This window comes from Burkholderia anthina, assembly GCF_001547525.1.
In the GTDB taxonomy this organism is placed as follows: domain Bacteria; phylum Pseudomonadota; class Gammaproteobacteria; order Burkholderiales; family Burkholderiaceae; genus Burkholderia; species Burkholderia semiarida.
Window position 1 is genome coordinate 448,548 of sequence record NZ_LNJP01000004.1, and the last position, 18,343, is coordinate 466,890.

Below are 18,343 nucleotides of genomic sequence, written 5' to 3' on the forward strand. Positions count from 1 at the left end.
CGATATGCGTCTAACATCAAAAGACTATCGATTGATTCAAGATTTGAATGATTGAACTGCACCAGCTTCGCTGCTTCGTCGCGGTTGCCGAAGAGCTGCATTTCGGCCGCGCGGCCCGGCGGCTCTTCATGACCCAGCCGCCGCTCAGCCGGCAAATCCAGTTGCTCGAGCACGCGCTCGGCATCGCGCTGCTCGAGCGCAGCAGCCGGCAGGTCAGCCTGACCGCGGCCGGCGAGCGCTTCCTGCGCGATGCGCGGCACATCCTCGAATTCTCCGCGCGCGCCGAACAGGCCGCGCAGCGTGTCGCGCACGGCGGGGCCGGGCGCATCACGCTGGGGTTCACGGCCGTCAGTGCGTACCGGATGATCCCGGTGCTGCTCGCGCATGCGGCGCACGCGTTGCCGGACGTCGACGTCGAACTGCGGGAGATGGTGTCGACCGTGCAGATCGACGCGCTCGCGTCGCGGATGCTCGACGCGGGTTTCGTGCGCCAGCGCGCCGCGCGCCAGCCGCTCGAATACCGGCTCGTGCAGCGCGAGCCGATGCTCGTCGCGGTCGCGGAAGGCGCGCCGCTCGCGGCCTATGAGCAGATCGGCCCCGACGAGCTCGACCGGCAGCCGTTCATCGCGTATTCGCCGAACGAGGGCAAGTATTTCCACGACATGATCTCGGGGATGTTCGCGGGCGCCGGGCGGCTGCCGAACTACCTGCACTACGTCGGCCAGACGCATACGATCCTCGGCCTCGTGCGCGCGGGGCTCGGCGCGGCGCTGGTGCCGGCGTCGGCGCGCGAGCTTCATGTCGACGGCGTGGTGTTCCGGCCGCTCGCGGGCGTCAACGTGGCGGCGGAGCTGTATCTCGCTTGGCGCGCGGACAACGACAACCCGGCGCTGCCGGTGTTCAACGCGATGGTCGAGCGGTTTCTGACCGAAAGCACGGACGACGCGGGCGTCTAGGGCGTGAACCCGCCCTAGCGGCGCTTGCTCGCCCGTTCCGCGTGGCGCGACGTGCGATGGCGGCCCGCTGACGGCGGCGTGAAGCGAGGGATGAGGGCGGGGCTCGAAGACGTGCGCGCGGCCCGGCGGAGCGCATCCGCCGGGCCGCGCGCACAGGCACGTCAGTGGGTGATCGACAGGAACAGGTACGCGGCGAACAGCGCGACATGCACGACGCCGTGCAGCACCGTCGTGCGCCCCTGGCTCAGCGTGAGCGTGCTGACCAGCAGCGTGAGCGCGAGCAGGACGGTTTCCATCGCGCCGATCCCGAGCGTGAGCGGCTGGCCGACCCAGATGAACACGGCCGCGACGGTCGGGATCGTGAGCCCGATGCTCGCGAGCGCCGACCCGAGCGCGAGGTTCATGCTGGTCTGCAACCGGTTCGCACGCGCGGCGGTGACGGCCGCGAGCCCTTCCGGCAGCAGCACGAGCGCGGCGATCACGATACCGACCGCGGCTTCGGGCGCGCCGAGCTTCAGCACCGCGTGCTCGACGGCCGGCGACAGCAGCTTCGCGAGCAGCACGACCGCGACGAGGCTCGCGAACAGCAGCACCATGCTGATGGCCGCGGTGCGGTTGCTCGGCGCCGCCGCGTGCACCGCTTCGTTGGCGCTGTCGTGCTCGGCGAGGAAGTAGTCGCGGTGGCGCACGGTCTGCACGAACACGAATGCGCCGTACAGCACGAGCGACGCGACGCCGGCGAACGCAAGCTGCGATTTCGAGAAGAACGGGCCCGGCGCGGCGTTCAGGTAGTTCGGCATCACGAGCGACAGAACCGACAGCGACGCGAGCACCGCGAGCGCCTTGCTCGCGCCGCGCCCCTGGAAATCCTGTTCGCCGTGCTTCCATGCGCCGACCAGCAGGCAGATGCCCACGATGCCGTTACAGATGATCATCACGGCGGCGAACACGGTGTCGCGGGCAAGGCCCGATTTCTCGGGGCCCGCGCCGAGCATCACCGACACGATCAGCGCGACTTCGATGACGGTCACGGCGACCGCGAGCACGAGCGTGCCGAACGGTTCGCCGACGCGGTGCGCGACGACTTCCGCATGGTGGACGGCGGAGAACACGGCGCCGGCGAGCGCGGCCGCGAACACCGCGATGACGAGGCCTTCGGCCGGCACGACGCGCGACAGCGCGAGCACCAGCCAGGCGGCAAGCGGGGCCCAGACGGTCCAGCGCGGGAGCTGGTTGGACGAGAGCGGCATGAGGGTTTCCTTATGCGAGTGGCGGCGCGCGACGCGCCGTCACGGGTTGATGAAGCCCGGCCGTACTATCCGCCGAACGAGGACGATGAAACCGAAGGGCGGCAGCGCGCAATGGCGCTGCCCGGGTTCGCTGCCGCGAGGCGGCGAGGGGCGCGGGCGGGCCGAGGCCCGTCGCGGGACGAAACGGTTCGATGCGGCTGCCTGCGGACAGCGAGACAAGCATGGGTGGCGACGCGCGGGCTGGTGGCTCGATTCGCCCCCATAAGGACGGCCGGCGATGGACGGCGGTGACGGCGCGACACGCGTTTCCCCCTTCAATCCGGCAATTTGTCGAATTTTATCAGGCGTTGCGGGGTCGCTATCTCATATTCGAGCGCTTACATTGACCTTTCGGTTTGCAAAAAGTGCCGCACTCTTTCGATTTTTTTGTCGTTGCGGTTTTCGTCATGGTCTCTTGCAAGACATTCGGGCGCACCCTGACATAAATATACCGACCGGTCGGTTTATAATCGCTCGCACTTCCACTTCATGACGGATCGCAAGCGATGGCTGTTTCCTCTGCACATTCGGTGAACTCGGGCGCGCTGGCGCCGTCGGCCGTCGTCGGCGTGATCGGCGCCGGCGCGATGGGCGCGGGCATTGCACAGGTCGCGGCGGCGGCCGGCCATCCGGTGTTGCTGTACGACCTGAACGAAGCGGCCTGCGACAAGGCGCTGGCCGGCATCCGTGCACAGTTCGCGCGGCTGGCGGAGAAGGGCCGGCTCGAACCGGCGCAGGCCGACGCGGCCGGCAACCGGATCCGCGCGGTGCGCGCGCTGGCCGATTTCGCGGGCGCCGCGCTGATCGTCGAGGCGGCGGCCGAACGGCTCGACGTGAAGCGCGAGATCTTCGCGACCCTCGAGCGCCATGTCGACGACGCGTGCGTACTGGCGACCAACACGTCGTCGATCTCGATCACGTCGATCGCGGCCGGGCTGCGCGTGCCGCAGCGCGTCGCCGGCCTGCATTTCTTCAATCCGGCGCCGCTGATGGCGCTCGTCGAGGTGGTCAGCGGGCTCGCAACCGCGCCCGATATCGCCCGGATGCTCGTTGCGACCGCCGCTGCGTGGGGCAAGCAACCGGTGATGGCGAAATCGACGCCGGGCTTCATCGTGAACCGCGTCGCGCGGCCGTATTACGCGGAGGCGCTGCGCGTGCTGAACGAGCAGGGCGGCGCGCCGGCCACGATCGACGCGGTGATGCGCGAAGCCGCCGGCTTCCGGATGGGGCCGTTCGAGCTGATGGACCTGATCGGCCACGACGTGAACTTCGCGGTGACCGAGTCGGTGTTCCGCGCGTACTTCAACGACCCGCGCTACACGCCGTCGCTGATCCAGCAGGAACTCGTGAACGCGGGCTTTCTCGGGCGCAAGTCCGGGCGCGGCTTCTATTCTTATGCGGACGGCGCGACGCCGCCCGCCCCCGATCTCGAACCGCCGCGCGCCGCGCCGGCCGACGTCGTGCTGTTTGCGCAGGACGGCCCGGCCGCCGCGTTGCACGCACGCTTGGCCGAACGTATCGACGGCGTCCGGCAGGCCGGCGTGCAGCCGGACGAACTGCTCGCAACGGCCGGCCGAGCGTCGATCGCGCTGACCGACGGCCGGACGGCCACGGCGCGCGCCGCGCAAACCGGCGTGGCCGATCTCGTGCTCGTCGACCTCGCACGCGATTACGCGCAGGCCAGGCTCGTTGCGCTGACGCGCGCGCTCCAGTGTAGCGACGCCGCGTACGCCGATGCGGTCGGGCTCTTTCAGCAGGCGGGCTTTCGCGTCGTCGGCTTGGCTGACGTGCCGGGCATGGTCGCGATGCGCACCGTCGCGATGCTCGCGAACGAAGCCGCCGACACGGTGAACCAGGGCGTGTGCTCGCCGGCCGATCTCGACCTCGCGATGGAGAAGGGCGTGAACTACCCGTGCGGCCCGCTCGCGTGGGCCGATGCAATCGGCATCGGCCGCGTGCACCGCGTGCTGTCGAACCTGGCGGCGAGCTACGGCGAGGACCGCTATCGCGTGTCGCCGCGGCTCGCCGCGCTGCATGCGGCCGGCCGCATGTTCCGGTCGTGACCGCCTCGTCACCTCGAACACGATAACGACATCACTCCTTGGAGGAGCCCCCGATGACTCACCCGACGCACCCCGCCGCCGCCCTCGAGCCGATCGAGACCGCCAGCCGCGACGAACTGCAGGCGCTGCAGCTCGACCGCCTCAAGTGGTCGCTGCGCCACGCGTACGACAACGTCCCGCACTATCGGCGCACGTTCGATGCGGCAGGCGTGCATCCGGACGATCTGAAGTCGCTCGCCGATCTCGCGAAGTTCCCGTTCTCGACCAAGAGCGACCTGCGCGACAACTATCCGTTCGGCCTCTTCGCGGTGCCGCGCGAGCAGGTCGTGCGCGTGCACGCATCGAGCGGCACGACCGGCAAGCCGACGGTCGTCGGCTACACCGCGCGCGACATCGACACGTGGGCGAACGTGACCGCGCGCTCGATCCGCGCGGCCGGCGGCCGCCCGGGCGATACGCTGCACAACGCGTTCGGCTACGGGCTTTTCACCGGCGGTCTCGGGATTCACTACGGCGCGGAGCGGCTCGGCTGCATGGTCGTGCCGATGTCCGGCGGGCAGACCGAGAAGCAGGTGCAACTGATTCGCGATTTCGAGCCGAAGATCATCCTCGTCACGCCGTCGTACATGCTGAACCTGATCGACGAGATGGTGCGGCAAGGGATGGACCCGGCCGAATCGTCGCTGAAGATCGGCATCTTCGGCGCCGAGCCGTGGACGCAGGCGCTGCGCGACGAAGTGGAGACGCGCGCGGGCATCGACGCGCTCGACATCTACGGGCTGTCGGAAGTGATGGGCCCGGGCGTCGCGTGCGAATGCGTCGAGACGAAGGACGGCCCGGTGATCTGGGAGGACCATTTCTACCCGGAGATCATCGACCCCGTCACCGGCGAAGTACTGCCCGACGGCAGCCAGGGCGAGCTCGTGTTCACGTCGCTGACGAAGGAGGCGATGCCGGTGATCCGCTACCGCACGCGCGACCTCACCGCGCTGCTGCCGCCGACCGCGCGCGCGATGCGCCGTCTCGCGAAGATCACGGGCCGCTCCGACGACATGCTGATCGTGCGCGGCGTGAACGTGTTCCCGAGCCAGATCGAGGAGATCGTCGTCGCGCTGCCGCAGTTGTCGGGCCAATTCCAGATCACGCTGTCGCGCGACGGTCACATGGACCGGCTCGACCTCGCGGTCGAGTTGCGCTCCGAGGCCGCGGCGTCCGTTTCCGACGGCGACCGCGCGGCGCTCGCGCGCGAGCTGCAGCACCGGATCAAGACGATGGTCGGCGTGTCGTCCGGCGTGACGGTGCTCGCGGCCGGCGGCATTCCCGCGAGCGCGACCGGCAAGGCGCGGCGCGTGATCGATCGCCGCCAGGCCGCCTGATTGTCGATGGATGCCGTTCTACCCGAGGAAACCTGTTCGATGGATGGATTGAAGACCCTGGCCGTCACGGTCGATACGCGCGGCATCGCGACCGTCGCGCTGCAGCGCGGCGACGTGCTGAACGCGTTCGACGAGACGATGATCGCGGAGCTGACCGACGCGTTCGCGACGCTCGGCCGGCGCGACGACGTACGCGCGATCGTGCTGCGTTCGGACGGCCGCGCATTTTGCGCGGGCGCCGACCTGCAGTGGATGCAGCGTGCGAGCGCGAACGACGCGGCCGCGAACCTGCGCGACGCCGAGCGGTTCGCCGCGATGATGCGCGCGATCCGGCAATGCCCGAAACCGACGGTCGCCCGCGTGCAGGGCCACGCGTTCGGCGGCGGGGTGGGCCTGTGCGCCGCGTGCGACATCGTGATTGCGAGCGACCACGCGCGCTTTTCGGTCAGCGAGGCGCGCTTCGGGATCCTGCCGGCCGTGATCGGCCCGTATCTGGTCGAGGCGGTCGGGCAACGCCAGGCGCGCCGTCTCGCGCTGACCGCGACGCAGCTCGCGGCCGCCGAAGCCGTGGCGATCGGGCTGATTCATCAGGCCGTGCCGCTCGATGCGCTGGACGACACGCTCGAGCGGACGCTCGCGGAACTCGGCCGCAACGGCCCGCACGCGCTGATGGAGATCAAGCGCTTTTTCGACGCGATCGGCGAGTACCCGCCGTCGGATGAGCGCGCGGCGTTCACGGCGCAGACGATCTCCCGCGTGCGGGCGACGCCGGAAGCAAAGGAAGGCTTCGCGGCCTTCTTCGCGAAGCGGCCGCCGGCGTGGGAGACGGGCGCCGAATAAGGCTGCGCGACGATCGTTCATGACGATCGACGCCGAAACCGGGGCGGCCGCATTTTGCGTCTCGGGCACGGGCGCTTGCACTACAATGCGTGACCCCCGGCGCGCTGCCGGCCCCGTCCCGACCGATGCTTCGCACGATGATCGTCAACCGCCTTGTCTCCGAGATCCTGTTCGGCTTTACCGGCCTGATCGGCATCATCAATCCGATCGGCATCGCGTTCCTGTTTCTCGAACGGACCGAGGCGCTCACCGCGCATGAACGGGATCTGCTCGCGCGGAAGGTCGCGTTCAATGCGTTCGTCGTGCTGATGGTCGCATTCTTCGCCGGCACGCCGGTGCTGCATTTCTTCGGGATCTCGATGGAAGCGCTGCGGATCGGCGGCGGCTTCGCGGTTGCCGTGGCCGGCTGGCAGATGCTGAACGAACCGGACGGGCCCGGCGGCGGCGACACGCCGGTCAAGCCGATCGACGCGAACGCGATCATGACGCGCGCGTTCTTCCCGCTGACCATGCCGCTGACGGTCGGCCCCGGCTCGATCGCGACCGCGATCGCGCTGAACGCGAACCGCACGCACAAGCTGTCGGAGTTCGCGCTGTCGAGCATCGTGTCGATCGCCGTGTCCGTGCTCGTCGCGCTCGTGATCTGGCAGGTCTACAGCCGCTCCGCGCTGCTCGCGCGCTACCTCGGCAGCGAAGGGACGAAGGTCGCGAAACGCGTGTCGGCGTTCCTGCTGCTGTGCATCGGCGTGCAGATCATGCTGACCGGCTTCTCCGCGTTCCTGCAGCCGCTCGCCGATCAGGCCAGGTAACCGGGGCCGCCCGGTTCATCCTTCAAGGGGCTCCTTTCACGCAGCCTGCACGCGGCGCGCGGTCATGCGCGTTCGCCGCATGCGGGATACCATGCGACGTCTGGCGGATGCGCGGCGCGCATCCGGCCGCAATCCCCACCTGATTGGCGAGGCGTGCAATGGAATACGTGAAATTCGGTTCGACCGGGCTGGACGTGTCGAAGCTGGTGCTGGGCTGCATGACGTTCGGCGAGCCGTCGCGCGGCACGCATCCGTGGACGCTGCCGGAAGCGGAAAGCCGCCCGATCATCCAGCGGGCGGTCGAGGCCGGCATCAACTTCTTCGACACCGCGAACATGTATTCGGACGGAACGTCCGAGGAGATCGTCGGCCGCGCGCTGCGCGATTTCGCGAAGCGCGACGACGTCGTGATCGCGACCAAGGTGTTCTACCGGATGCGGCCGGGGCCGAACGGCGCCGGCCTGTCGCGCAAGGCGATCATGACCGACATCGACGAGAGCCTGAAGCGGCTCGGCACCGACTACGTCGACCTCTACCAGATTCACCGCTGGGACTACGGCACGCCGATCGAGGAGACGCTCGAGGCGCTGCACGATGTCGTGAAGGCCGGCAAGGCGCGCTATATCGGCGCCTCGTCGATGTTCGCGTGGCAATTCGCGAAGGCGCTGCACACGTCGAAGCAGAACGGCTGGACGCGCTTCGTCAGCATGCAGAATCACCTGAACTTGCTGTATCGCGAGGAAGAGCGCGAAATGCTGCCGCTGTGCGAGGACGAAGGCATCGCGGTGATTCCGTGGAGCCCGCTCGCGCGCGGGCGCCTGACGCGCAACTGGGACGAATCGTCGGAACGGCAGCAGAAGGACGACGTCGGCCAGCGGCTGTACGACGCCACGGCCGATGCGGACAAGGCGGTCGTCGAGGCCGTCGCGGCGATCGCCGCCGCGCGCAACGTGCCGCGGGCGCAGGTCGCGCTGGCGTGGGTCGCGCAAAAGCGCGGCGTGACCGCACCGATCGTCGGCATTTCGAAGCCGCGGCAACTGGACGATGCGCTCGGCGCGCTCGCGCTGAAGCTGACCGACGATGAAATCGCCACGCTCGAACGCCCGTACGTGCCGCACGCGGTCGCCGGGTTCAACTGAGCGACGGCGGCGGTACCTGCGCCGCGTTCAGCGCGCGGCGGCGAGCATCGGGTAGGTGAACAGGCCGAAGTGGACGACGTTCAGCCCCGCGTGCGCGAGCGCGGCGGCGAGCAGTCCGCCGCGCCGCCACGCGAGGCCGTAGCCGACGCCGGCCACCGTGCCGAGCACGATCCATTGCCAGCCGCCCGCCGCGTGCGCGGCGCCGAACAGCACCGCGCCGGCCGCGAGCGCGACCCACGGGCCCCACGAGTACGCGCGCAACATGCGGGTCAGCCCGCCTTGCACGTAGCCGCGAAACAGCCCTTCCTCGGCGAGCGTCACCAGCAACAGGTTGTTCACGAGCCACAGCCAGCCCGACGGCGGCCATTTGGGCGCCCAGCCGACCATCCCGAACGCGAGCGCGCCGGCCAGGCACGCGGCGGCGGTGGCGACGGCCGCCACGACGCCGGTGCGCAGCGCGTGCGACAGCGCGACGCCGGGGGCGACCCACGGCAGCACCCACAACAGCCACAGCCCGACGAGCGGCTTGTCGAAGTTCAGGTACATCGTGAATGGCGCGGCGTCCGGTGTGAAGCGGATCGGCCCGATCACGCGCGGATTGTGGAAGCCCGGAATCAGGTGCAGGCTCAGCGCGATCGCCAGCGCGGCGAAGACGAGGTGCGCCGCGATGCGCACCGCGAGCGGGCGCTGGGGCAGCACGCCCCACGCGGCCGCGATCAGCAGCGCGAAGGGCGCCAGCGTGATCGGCGCAAGCTGGCCGAACGCGAGCGCACCCGCATAGCCGAGCGCGGCGAGGCCGATGCTCAGGCCGTGCAGCGGGCGATGCCATGCGAATGCGGCGGCCGCGAACAGGGCGATCCAGATCGTGGCACACGGAAGGAGCGAAAGGGACATGACGGGAAACGGATGGGCGGACGAGACGCCGCGCATCATACAGCAGGCGCCGTGAAACGCGGCCGGGCGGCATCGGCCGGTCAGCCGGCGCACCGCGTGTCAGCGGCCGGCGGTTTCCGTGACGCCGCCGCGGCCCGGGATGTCGACGCTGTTGCGCACGCGCATCCGCCGCCGATACCAGAACGTCCACAGCAGCAGGCAGCCGAACACCGTGTAGCCCATCACCGGCGACACGACGAGCACGCGTTCGACCGGCCAGTTGGCGACCATCCACCAGCGCAGCAGCATCTCGAGCGTCATGATCGCGCCCCACACGAACGTCATCAGCCGCAGCATCTGCCGCAGGCCCGGCTGCGCGTCCCAGACGGCTTCGAAGTGCGCGGCGCCGCCGTCCATCTCGCGGGCCACGGTGGCGCGGGCCAGATAGTAGATCAGCGGGCGTTCGCGCAACAGCGACAGCAGGAACACGATGCCGATCGTGCCCGAGCCGATCGATTCGCGCATCAGCAGCGTGCGCGGGCTGCCGCCGAACGCCATCCCGACGATCGACAGCGTGATGCCGAGCAGCACGATGGCCGCCACCGCGTCGATGCGGCGCGAGCGGATGAATTCGACGATCGACCAGACGATCGGCGGAACCGCGGACGCGTACAGCGCGCCGGTTTCGCCGAAATACGGATGCGCGACCCGATAGGCTACCCACGGCAGCACGAGGTTGACGAAGAGTTCGAGTATCAGTCCGGCTCGCGGTTTCACGGTGCGCCATCCCACGCAGGTCGGGGCGAACGCGCGAAAGGCGTGGTCGCCCCGGTTGCCCCGACAATGCCCTGAAAAGGGTTCGGTCCAGTATATCGAAGAATCGCGCGGGGCTCGGGGTTGTGAATGTTTCCGCGTGCCGCGTCCGGATGGAACGCGGCGTGGCGGCTGCCCCGGACCGGGGTGATGAGGGTTGCGCGCCACGCCACGCGGGAAAGGGAGGCGGAATCACGCGCGCCGCCCGTGCTGGGGCGACGCTCGACGGCGGAGCGGCGGCCTGCGCGCCGCGGCGCGAATCGATGCCGCGGATGCCGCGAGCGCGCGCGTGCGGTCAGGAGACGGCCGGCTGGACGATGATCTTCACGTTGCGGTCCTTGTGGTTGACCAATTCCTCGAAGCCGCGCGTGACGATGTCGCCGAGCGCGATGCGCCCGGTGATGAGCGGCTGCACGTCGATGCGGCCGTCCGCGATGAAGCGGATCACGTCCGCGAATTCGCCGTTGTACGCGAGCGAGCCGATCACTTCCTTCTCGGTCGACACGATGTCGAAGAAGTTGAACGGCGCCGGTTCCTCGAAGATGCCGACCATCACCGACTTGCCGGCCTTGCGGATCACGTCGATCGCGAGCTTCGCGGTGGCCGTGTGCCCGATGCATTCGAACGACACGTCGGCGCCGTAGCCGCCCGTCAGCGCCCGGACTTCGGCGATCGCATCGGACGTCTTCGGATCGATGACGACGCTCGCGCCCACCTCCAGCGCCTTCTGCTTGCGCGCGGCCGACATTTCCAGCGCGATCACGCGCCCGGCGCCCGCGGCCTTCGCGCACATGATCGTGCACAGGCCGATCGTGCCCGCGCCGACCACGACGACGGTCTGCCCGACGATGTTGCCGGCCTTCTTCACCGCGTGCAGCCCGACCGCGAGCGGTTCGATCAGCGCGCCGGCCTCGGTCGGGAAATCGTCGGGCAGCTTGTACAGCAGCTCGGCCGGCACGTTCACGTATTCGGCGAATGCGCCGTTGTTCATCAGCCCGGTGAACGCGAGGTTCTCGCAGATGTTGTACAGCCCGTGCCGGCAGTACCAGCAGGTGCCGCAATGCTGGCACGCGTCGGCCGTCACGCGGTCGCCGACCGCGAAGCCCGACACGCCCGCGCCCAACTCGGCGATCTCGCCGCTGAACTCGTGGCCGAGGATGCACTGGCCCTTCAGGCCGGTCAGCGGGTGCGGCGCGTCGACCGGGATGAACACGGGCCCGGCGACGTATTCGTGCAGGTCGGAGCCGCAGATGCCGCACCAATGCACGCGAATCGTCACCCAGCCCGCGGGCGGGCGCTGCGGAACGGGAACCTCTTCGACGCGGATGTCGTGGCGGCCATGCCAGACGGCGGCCTTCATGCTGGGCGGGGTGATCGATGCCGGTGTACTCACGTTGCTGTCTCCGTCGGGTTGTCGTCGGGTGCGCGGCAATGCTGCCGGTGCGCCCGTCGCGCGATTGCGCGATCGACCGGTATGCAGGAACGGGGCCAGCGTGAATCAGGGCGGTGCGTGGCAAGCGGAAGCACGCGTGGCGTGCGTTGCACCATGTCGCTTTCCGGCGGCCGGCAACGATTCGGAAGAAACGGAGCGTCGGCTCTGCTGCGATAGCGAAACGGCGGGCGGGGTGAGACGGCGGGACGTTCGTCTCACCGTGATGAGACGAATCGCGAGACGAACGTGACGGGGGCGTTGCCCGCTTCGCGTTCAGGCGAGCACTTCGTCCACGGCAACCGCGGCGAGCGACGTGAATCCGGCGGCGCGGTACAGCGGCTGACCGGCTTCGGTCGAGATGAGCCACGCGCGGCGCGCACCGCGGTGCCGCGCGTGCGCGACGATCGCGGCGAGCAGTTGCGTCGCGAGGCCGCGGCGCCGGTATGCGTCCGCCGTCCCGACGCGGTCGACGACGATATCGCGGGGCGACGCGAAGCCGTAGCGCGCGGTGGCCGCGATCTGCCCGTCGAGCCGGTGCGCGAACAGGAACGCGGCGGGATTCGGCTGGAACGGCGGGAAGGCGCCGCTCGTGTTGAACGCTTGGATCGCGTCCGGCGTGTCGCAGGCGAGCGCTTGCGCGAGCGCGTCGTCGCCGGACAGCCCGTCGATATCGGCGGCCATGAAATGCTCGTCGGTCAGCCGGCGCGTCCTGCCCCGCAGCGCGGGCGGCAGCGGGGCCGCGCCGTAACGCGTGATCCACGCGCCGACGGCAAACGGGCCGGCGCCGGATTCGGGCGCACCCTCGATCATGAAATGCTCGAAAGGCCGGCCCATCGCGCGGTCGAACTGCACGACATGGCCGTCCGGGCCGTCGTGCAGCGGCGCGTCGCGCCGGTCGCGCGCGGCGCAGTACCCGGCGATGAACGCGCGTACGGCCGCCTTGCGGCGGGGGAAATCGGACCAGGCTTCGTCGAGCGGGAACAGCGTGGCCGGGGCGGGGGAGGCGGTCGGCATGCGTAGGGGCGCGGCGTTGTCAGGGGGAAGGCGCCAGCTTAGACCAGGATGCCGTCGCGTGTCGCGCCGGCCATTGCCGCGATCGCCGAAACGGATCGTTGCGCACGCTACCCCTTTACTTGAAGTTGACTTCAATTTGTATCATGTGCGCCAGTCCGATTGCGCTCGCGTGCGGCATCCCGTTGCACGCGGCCGCCAAGCATGCTCAACACCATGGAAAGCCCGATCTGCGAAGAAGACCTGTCGTGCGACGCGTCGGCGTTGGACGAAGACGATGCGATGCCGTCGCGCGGCGGCGCGGTCGCGCATCCGCTCGTGACGATCGGCCGTACGCCGATTCCGGAGCACGCGGCCGCCGCGGCGTCGCCGTTGCGCCCGCAACTGTTCGTCACGGTGCTGGAGGCGGGCGACGACGCGCTGCTGGTGCGCTGGGTCGACAGCGGCCGGTGTCATTACGGCGAGCAGCGCTGGCGCCTGCGCGTCGCGTTGCAGCCCGGGCGCTGCGCGCTGTCCGGGCAGCCGATCGAGCCGGGCGAGCCGGTGTTCCGGCCGGTGCGGCGGCCCGTGCCGGCCAATGGCGACGAGATGATCTGTCCGGCCGCGGTGCCGGGCGTGGCCGGTGCGGCGCACGATGGCGCGCCGGAAGACGGTGGCGCACGCCATCCGGCCGATGCTCATGGCTGAACATCGGCCGTCGGGGAGCGACGTCATTTCTTCAGATCGTGCCGGTACTGGATGAAGCCGGCGTTGTTCGCGAGCTTGTCGTACAGCGCGCGCGCGGTCGTGTTGGTCTCGTGCGTGAGCCAGTACACGCGGCTCGCGCCGGCTTCCCGGGCCCGTTCGTACACGGCCTCGATCAGCGCGCCGCCCGCGCCCTGGCCGCGCGCGTCGGGCGCCGTGTACAGATCCTGCAGGTAGCAGTACGGCCCTTCGGTCCAGCACGAGCGGTGGTAGATCGCGTGCACGATCCCGACCAGCGCACCCGACGCATCGAACGCGCCGAGCACGAACATCGGCTCGTCCGGATCCATCAGGCGCGCCCATGTGGTCGCGAACACCGCGTCGCTCAGCGCGGTGTCATAGAACGTCTGGTAACCCTGCCACAGCGGCCGCCACGCGGCTTCGTCGGCGGCGACGAGCGGGCGCACCGTGACGCGCGTCGCGTCGTTCGCGCGGCTGGCCGCGTCGCGCGCGCTGGACTGCGCGTGGCGGATCGCGGTGAGCGACAGGCGCTGGTTGCCTTCGGCGTCGAAGTTCTCCGGCGCGAGCCAGGCTTCGAACGCGGCGCGGACGTCCGGCCATTCGCCGTCGATGATCGAGAACCACGCGGTGTCGCGATTGCGGCCGCGGTAGACCATCGCCTGCCGGAACGTGCCCTCGTAGCGGAAGCCGAGGCGCGCGGCCGCCTTGCGCGACGGCGCGTTCAGGTCGTCGCACTTCCATTCGTAGCGGCGGTAGCCGAGCGTATCGAACGCATACTTCATCAGCAGGAACTGCGCTTCGGTCGATACCGGCGTGCGCTTGAGCAGCGGCGAGAACGTGACGGAACCGACCTCGATCACGCCGTTGGCCGGATCGATGCGCATCAGCGCGAGCGTGCCGACCGCGCGGCCCGTGGCGCGATCGATCACCGTGTAGTGCAGCGGATCGGCGCTCGCTTGCGCGCCGCGCGCGTAGTCGCGGTAGCTGGACGCGTCGGCGTACGGGCCGTGCGCCAGATAGGTCCAGTCGCGGCCGTCGGGCGCCTGCGCGTACGCGGCGTACAGATCGGCCGCGTGGCGTTCGGCGTCGAGCGGTTCGAGCCGGCAGTAGCGGCCTTCGAGCGCGATGCGCTCGGGGCGCGGGCGCGCGGACCAGTCGGGAACGGGTCGGCCGATGGGCTGCTGGAAAGCGTTGGTGAGCGTGGGCAAGGTCGATCTCGCTTCGGTTGGCGGCCGGCGACATGCCGGCATGCAGACGATCGTAGTCGCGGCGAGGTACCATGAGAAGCGCCAGCGTGCGGCAAATTTATGGTGCCACGGTCGGTGGCCGCCGGCCGCACGCCGCTCACCATCCGTCCCGTTCCGACCTCTTCACGCCGCGATGTTCCGATGACGACTGCCTTTCTTCCCGGCGACACGCCGTTGCTGCCGCTCGATGCGCCGCTGGCCCGTACGCCCGGCGCCCCGTCGCTGCAGCGCCAGCTGCTGCGCCGCTTGCGCGACGCGATTCTCGGCGGCGCGATGCCGGCCGGCACGCGGCTGCCCGGCACGCGCGCGCTGGCCGACACGCTCGGCGTGTCGCGCAATACGACGGCCGCCGTATACGAGCAGCTCGTCGCCGAAGGCTTCCTGCAGTCGGACCGTCGCGGCACGCGGGTCGTCGGGCTGTCGCGGCCGGCGCCGCCGCGCCGGCGTGCCGCGCCGCCAGCCGTCGCGCAGCGGCTCGGCCGGATTCGCCCGAGCCTCGTCGGCACCGGCGAATCGGAGGGCTTCCGGCCGGGCGTGCCCGCGCTGTCGCATTTCCCGGTGGACGCGTGGCGGCATGCGATCGATCGCGCATTGCGCCGCGCCGGCCGCGACCTGCTCGCGTACGGCGATCCGCTCGGCGAGCCCGCGTTGCGCGAATCGATCGCGCGCCACCTGGCGGTCACGCGCGGCGTGCGTTGCGATCCCGAGCAGATCGTGATCACCGAAGGCGCACAGGGCGCGATCGCGCTGTGCGCGCAGTTGCTGACGAATCCGGGCGATACGGTGTGGGTCGAGGAGCCCGGCTATCGCGGCGCGCGCTCCGCGATGCAGGCGGCCGACCTCGACGTCGTGCCGATGCCCGTCGACGCGGAAGGGCTGCGCGCGGAACCGGACGACTGGCGCGAGCGGCCGCCGCGCCTCGTCTACACGACGCCGTCGAACCAGTTCCCGACCGGCGCGGTGCTGTCGATCTCGCGCCGGCTGGCGCTGATCGATGCGGCACGCCGCCATCGCGCATGGATCATCGAGGACGACTACGACAGCGAATTCCGTCACACCGGCGAGCCGATCGGCGCGATGCAGGGGCTCGCGCCCGATTCGCCGGTCGTCTATCTCGGCTCGTTCAGCAAGACGATGTTTCCGGCGCTGCGGATCGGTTTTCTCGTGCTGCCCGACACGTTGCTGGCCGCCGTGCGGCCGGCGTTGCCGGAGATGCTGCGCGGCGGGACGCGCCATGTGCAGCTCGCGCTCGCCGATTTCATCGAGACGGGCGAGTACGGCCGGCATCTCGGCCGGATGCGCCGGCTGTATCGCGACCGGCGGCGTGTGCTGCTCGCCGCGCTCGACAGCAGCCTGAGCGTGCCGCACCAGGTCGAGGGCGGCCCCTGCGGGCTGCATCTCGCGCTGCGGCTGCCGGCGCGTTATCGCGATCGCGCGATCGTCGAAGCGGCGCGCGCGCACGGCATCGGGCCGTTTCCGCTGTCGGGTTTCGCGATCGATGCGGCGCGGGCCGGCAACGGGCTCGTGCTCGGTTTCGGCAATACGTCCGCGGATGCGTTCGAGCCGATGTTGCGGGTGGTGTCGGCGATCGCGGAGCGGGTGGGCGCGGGTCATGCGTGACGGGTGGATTCAATACCCGGCGCTTTAAAGGCCATGGCGGGCCGCGAATCATTCAATATTTTAAGAATCCGGCCGATATCTCGATATTGTCGATTTCCGACCGCGCAGCCTGAATCGAAAGTTTTGTCTTTTCCATCGCAAAAAATGGTCAATGTCGCTTGTCACGGCTCCTGCGATGAGCGACGATTTCGCTCCGTAACAAACGGTTACTTTTGTGCCGTCACTGGATATCGGAGAACGCAGGCCGCGATGAGTCGCGTCGGCCGAGTGCTCCAATAAATAACAATGCCGATCGGGACGAGATCGGCCGCAGGCATCCGAGTGCGCGACCACCGCATATGCCGCCTGCGAAACCGTATAGAACGACATGAAATCGGATTCAAGCCGCTATTGCTTCCCGAATCTGCTGGAAGCGTTTTTTATCGTCGTCGTGCTGAACATGGTCGAGTATGTGACGAACTCGATCATCTGGTCCGCCGGTCGCGGCGCCGGCCTGCAACCGATGGCGATCGCCAGTATCGGGCGCGTGCTCGCCAATGGGCTCGTATTTACGGTGCTGCTTCATCACGGCAAATTCACCTACCGTCGCTTGCTGCACGATGGCGTCGATTCCTGGCGAACGACGATCCGGCGATTTCTCGTGCCCGTCGTACTGATTACGCCGGCATTGGTGGTGGCGATGAGCGTGCTGGAAGTCGGTATCGGGCAGTTTTTCTCGTGGAGCGGCAGCCGCGATGAAGCCCGGGAAGTGTATGTCAACGGCGGGCTCGGCCTGATCGTATTGACCTGCGTGATTGCGCCGCTACTCGAAGAGATGCTGTTTCGCGGCGTGATGCTGCGCAGCTTCCTGCGACAGTATCCGGAGGGAACGGCTATCGCCCATTCGGCCGCGGTGTTCGGTCTTGCGCATATGAACGTCTATCAGTTCGTGCTCGCATTCGGACTCGGCTTGCTGATCGGAAAACTCTATGCGGCTACCCGATCGCTGTTGCCGGGCATGTTGATTCATGCCTGCTACAACACGGCCGTGGTGATCGTCGCGCTGAAATCGCCGTTCGTCCTTGCCAAGGAGAGCCTGCTCGAGATCTGGCCGGCTTCCTGGTGGTTCGGCGCGCTTGCGTTGGGCGGTGTCGGCGCATGGGGGCTGGTCAAGTCGGTCGATGCGCTGCGAATGGCGCCGGCCAGTATGGCAAACAACGACGGCGCGAACTGAACGCCGGCGGTGACGGGTTTGTACAACGAGAAAACGAGGTGAAGCATGCGGGGCAAGCAAGTCTGTCTGGTGGGGCTGGCGAGTACTGTGTTGATGCTGACGGCATGTGGCGGCGATGACGGTGGCGCGGCCAAAACGGGCAGCAACGCGTCGAACAACGACACGGCGGGAACGCCGACGGTCCCGTCGCCCGCCACGCCGGCGCCGGGTGCGCCTGCCCAGCCGTCCGTCCCCACGGCCTGCCGGCCGAACGGCAGCTTCAGCTATTCGGGCGCTGCGTCACCGGTCGCGGCGAACAACGGCCAGCTGGCGGTGCTCGTGGTGCCGAATTTGCCGAGCGAGTGGGCGAGGAATCGCAACATGACGGCGGCCGATGTGCCGGCAACGAGCCTGGTTCAGCAGGGAAGCGGCGCGTTTACGACGCTGGCGTCGTCGGCGGCGGCGACCGACTGCCTCGGGCTCGACCATGGGGCAGTGACCGAGATCCAGGGCATCGGCACCGATGTGGCGATCGGCCGGTGGAATCGCGCGATGGACACCGACGGCAATACCTATGCCGATACGCAGGGCGTGCACTACGCGGTCGGCACGCCGCTGTCGTTGCCCGCGACGGGCGGCCCGCTTTCGTGTACGCAGGTGATCGCCGACACGGTGGCGAGCAACAACGGCGACACGAGCGGGACGCTCGTGTCGGCTTCGGCCACGCTCGATCCGGTCACGCGCATGCTCACCACGCTGGACCTGTCGATCAAGCTCGGGAGTGCGCAATACGGGTTGACGTACACGCAGGTGCCGCTGAACGGCGTGTTGAAGACCGCCGGGCCGGCGACGATTCAATCGATCGTCGTCGGACATGACGCGGCTCAGCCGCTCGTTGCCGTCGGCTACACGGCGGCGGTGCCGACCACGCAAGGCGTTGGCGGGGTCGCTGTGTTGTCGTGCCACTGACTCGAGTCG

16 protein-coding genes are annotated in these 18,343 nt (G+C 69.0%); 10 read left to right on the forward strand and 6 right to left on the reverse strand.

Annotated elements, in window-relative coordinates; all coding sequences use genetic code 11:
• Window positions 1–47: 47 nt before the first annotated feature.
• Window positions 48–956: a LysR family transcriptional regulator gene (locus tag WS64_RS31160; protein WP_059585024.1), complete on the forward strand. Its 909-nt coding sequence runs from the start codon at window positions 48–50 to the stop codon at window positions 954–956.
• Between the two features lie 161 nt (window positions 957–1,117).
• Here WS64_RS31160 and WS64_RS31165 read toward each other — a convergent pair whose 3' ends face one another.
• Window positions 1,118–2,206, reverse strand: a complete 1,089-nt coding sequence (locus tag WS64_RS31165) for a calcium:cation antiporter (protein WP_060968842.1) — start codon at window positions 2,204–2,206, stop codon at window positions 1,118–1,120.
• Window positions 2,207–2,751: 545 nt separating this feature from the next.
• Between WS64_RS31165 and WS64_RS31170 the strand changes: the two genes are divergently transcribed.
• The 5 genes from WS64_RS31170 (at window position 2,752) to WS64_RS31190 (ending at window position 8,472) form a co-directional block, all read left to right on the forward strand.
• Window positions 2,752–4,308 (forward strand): 3-hydroxyacyl-CoA dehydrogenase, encoded by a 1,557-nt coding sequence (locus tag WS64_RS31170; RefSeq protein ID WP_060968843.1) that lies wholly within the window; start codon window positions 2,752–2,754, stop codon window positions 4,306–4,308.
• A 53-nt stretch (window positions 4,309–4,361) separates the two neighbouring features.
• Window positions 4,362–5,684 (forward strand): phenylacetate--CoA ligase PaaK, encoded by a 1,323-nt coding sequence (gene paaK, locus WS64_RS31175; protein ID WP_060968844.1) that lies wholly within the window; start codon window positions 4,362–4,364, stop codon window positions 5,682–5,684.
• 39 nt (window positions 5,685–5,723) lie between these two features.
• On the forward strand, window positions 5,724–6,524 hold the full coding sequence (locus WS64_RS31180) for an enoyl-CoA hydratase-related protein (protein WP_060968845.1): 801 nt from the start codon (window positions 5,724–5,726) through the stop codon (window positions 6,522–6,524).
• Between the two features lie 137 nt (window positions 6,525–6,661).
• The gene (locus WS64_RS31185) at window positions 6,662–7,333 is read left to right on the forward strand and encodes a MarC family protein (RefSeq protein ID WP_059639557.1); all 672 of its coding nucleotides are present in this window, start codon (window positions 6,662–6,664) and stop codon (window positions 7,331–7,333) included.
• 158 nt (window positions 7,334–7,491) lie between these two features.
• Window positions 7,492–8,472, forward strand: a complete 981-nt coding sequence (locus tag WS64_RS31190; protein WP_060968846.1) for an aldo/keto reductase — start codon at window positions 7,492–7,494, stop codon at window positions 8,470–8,472.
• A gap of 27 nt (window positions 8,473–8,499) precedes the next feature.
• On the opposite strand, the gene WS64_RS31195 is transcribed toward WS64_RS31190, so the two are convergent.
• The 4 genes from WS64_RS31195 to WS64_RS31210 form a co-directional block, all read right to left on the reverse strand.
• On the reverse strand, window positions 8,500–9,366 hold the full coding sequence (locus WS64_RS31195; RefSeq protein ID WP_060968961.1) for a CPBP family intramembrane glutamic endopeptidase: 867 nt from the start codon (window positions 9,364–9,366) through the stop codon (window positions 8,500–8,502).
• Between the two features lie 99 nt (window positions 9,367–9,465).
• Window positions 9,466–10,122 carry a VC0807 family protein gene (locus WS64_RS31200; RefSeq protein WP_059585133.1) on the reverse strand — a complete coding sequence of 219 codons (657 nt, stop codon included), beginning with the start codon at window positions 10,120–10,122 and terminating at the stop codon, window positions 9,466–9,468.
• Between the two features lie 331 nt (window positions 10,123–10,453).
• Window positions 10,454–11,518, reverse strand: coding sequence for a 2,3-butanediol dehydrogenase (locus WS64_RS31205; protein ID WP_059585032.1), 1,065 nt, complete (start codon window positions 11,516–11,518; stop codon window positions 10,454–10,456).
• Between the two features lie 345 nt (window positions 11,519–11,863).
• Window positions 11,864–12,604, reverse strand: a complete 741-nt coding sequence (locus WS64_RS31210; RefSeq protein ID WP_060968847.1) for a GNAT family N-acetyltransferase — start codon at window positions 12,602–12,604, stop codon at window positions 11,864–11,866.
• 201 nt (window positions 12,605–12,805) lie between these two features.
• Between WS64_RS31210 and WS64_RS31215 the strand changes: the two genes are divergently transcribed.
• Window positions 12,806–13,288 carry a DUF3331 domain-containing protein gene (locus WS64_RS31215; RefSeq protein ID WP_060968848.1) on the forward strand — a complete coding sequence of 161 codons (483 nt, stop codon included), beginning with the start codon at window positions 12,806–12,808 and terminating at the stop codon, window positions 13,286–13,288.
• A 23-nt stretch (window positions 13,289–13,311) separates the two neighbouring features.
• Here the strand turns inward: WS64_RS31215 and WS64_RS31220 are convergent, their stop codons facing one another.
• The gene (locus WS64_RS31220) at window positions 13,312–14,514 is read right to left on the reverse strand and encodes a GNAT family N-acetyltransferase (RefSeq protein ID WP_060968849.1); all 1,203 of its coding nucleotides are present in this window, start codon (window positions 14,512–14,514) and stop codon (window positions 13,312–13,314) included.
• Between the two features lie 180 nt (window positions 14,515–14,694).
• On the opposite strand from WS64_RS31220, the gene WS64_RS31225 reads away from it, so the two are divergent.
• The 3 genes from WS64_RS31225 (at window position 14,695) to WS64_RS31235 (ending at window position 18,334) form a co-directional block, all read left to right on the forward strand.
• Window positions 14,695–16,173 (forward strand): MocR-like pyridoxine biosynthesis transcription factor PdxR, encoded by a 1,479-nt coding sequence (locus WS64_RS31225; RefSeq protein WP_060968850.1) that lies wholly within the window; start codon window positions 14,695–14,697, stop codon window positions 16,171–16,173.
• Window positions 16,174–16,540: 367 nt separating this feature from the next.
• Entirely contained in the window at window positions 16,541–17,386 is an 846-nt protein-coding gene (locus WS64_RS31230; RefSeq protein WP_060968851.1) for a CPBP family intramembrane glutamic endopeptidase, read from the forward strand.
• Window positions 17,387–17,431: 45 nt separating this feature from the next.
• On the forward strand, window positions 17,432–18,334 hold the full coding sequence (locus WS64_RS31235) for a hypothetical protein (protein WP_060968852.1): 903 nt from the start codon (window positions 17,432–17,434) through the stop codon (window positions 18,332–18,334).
• Window positions 18,335–18,343: the final 9 nt, after the last annotated feature.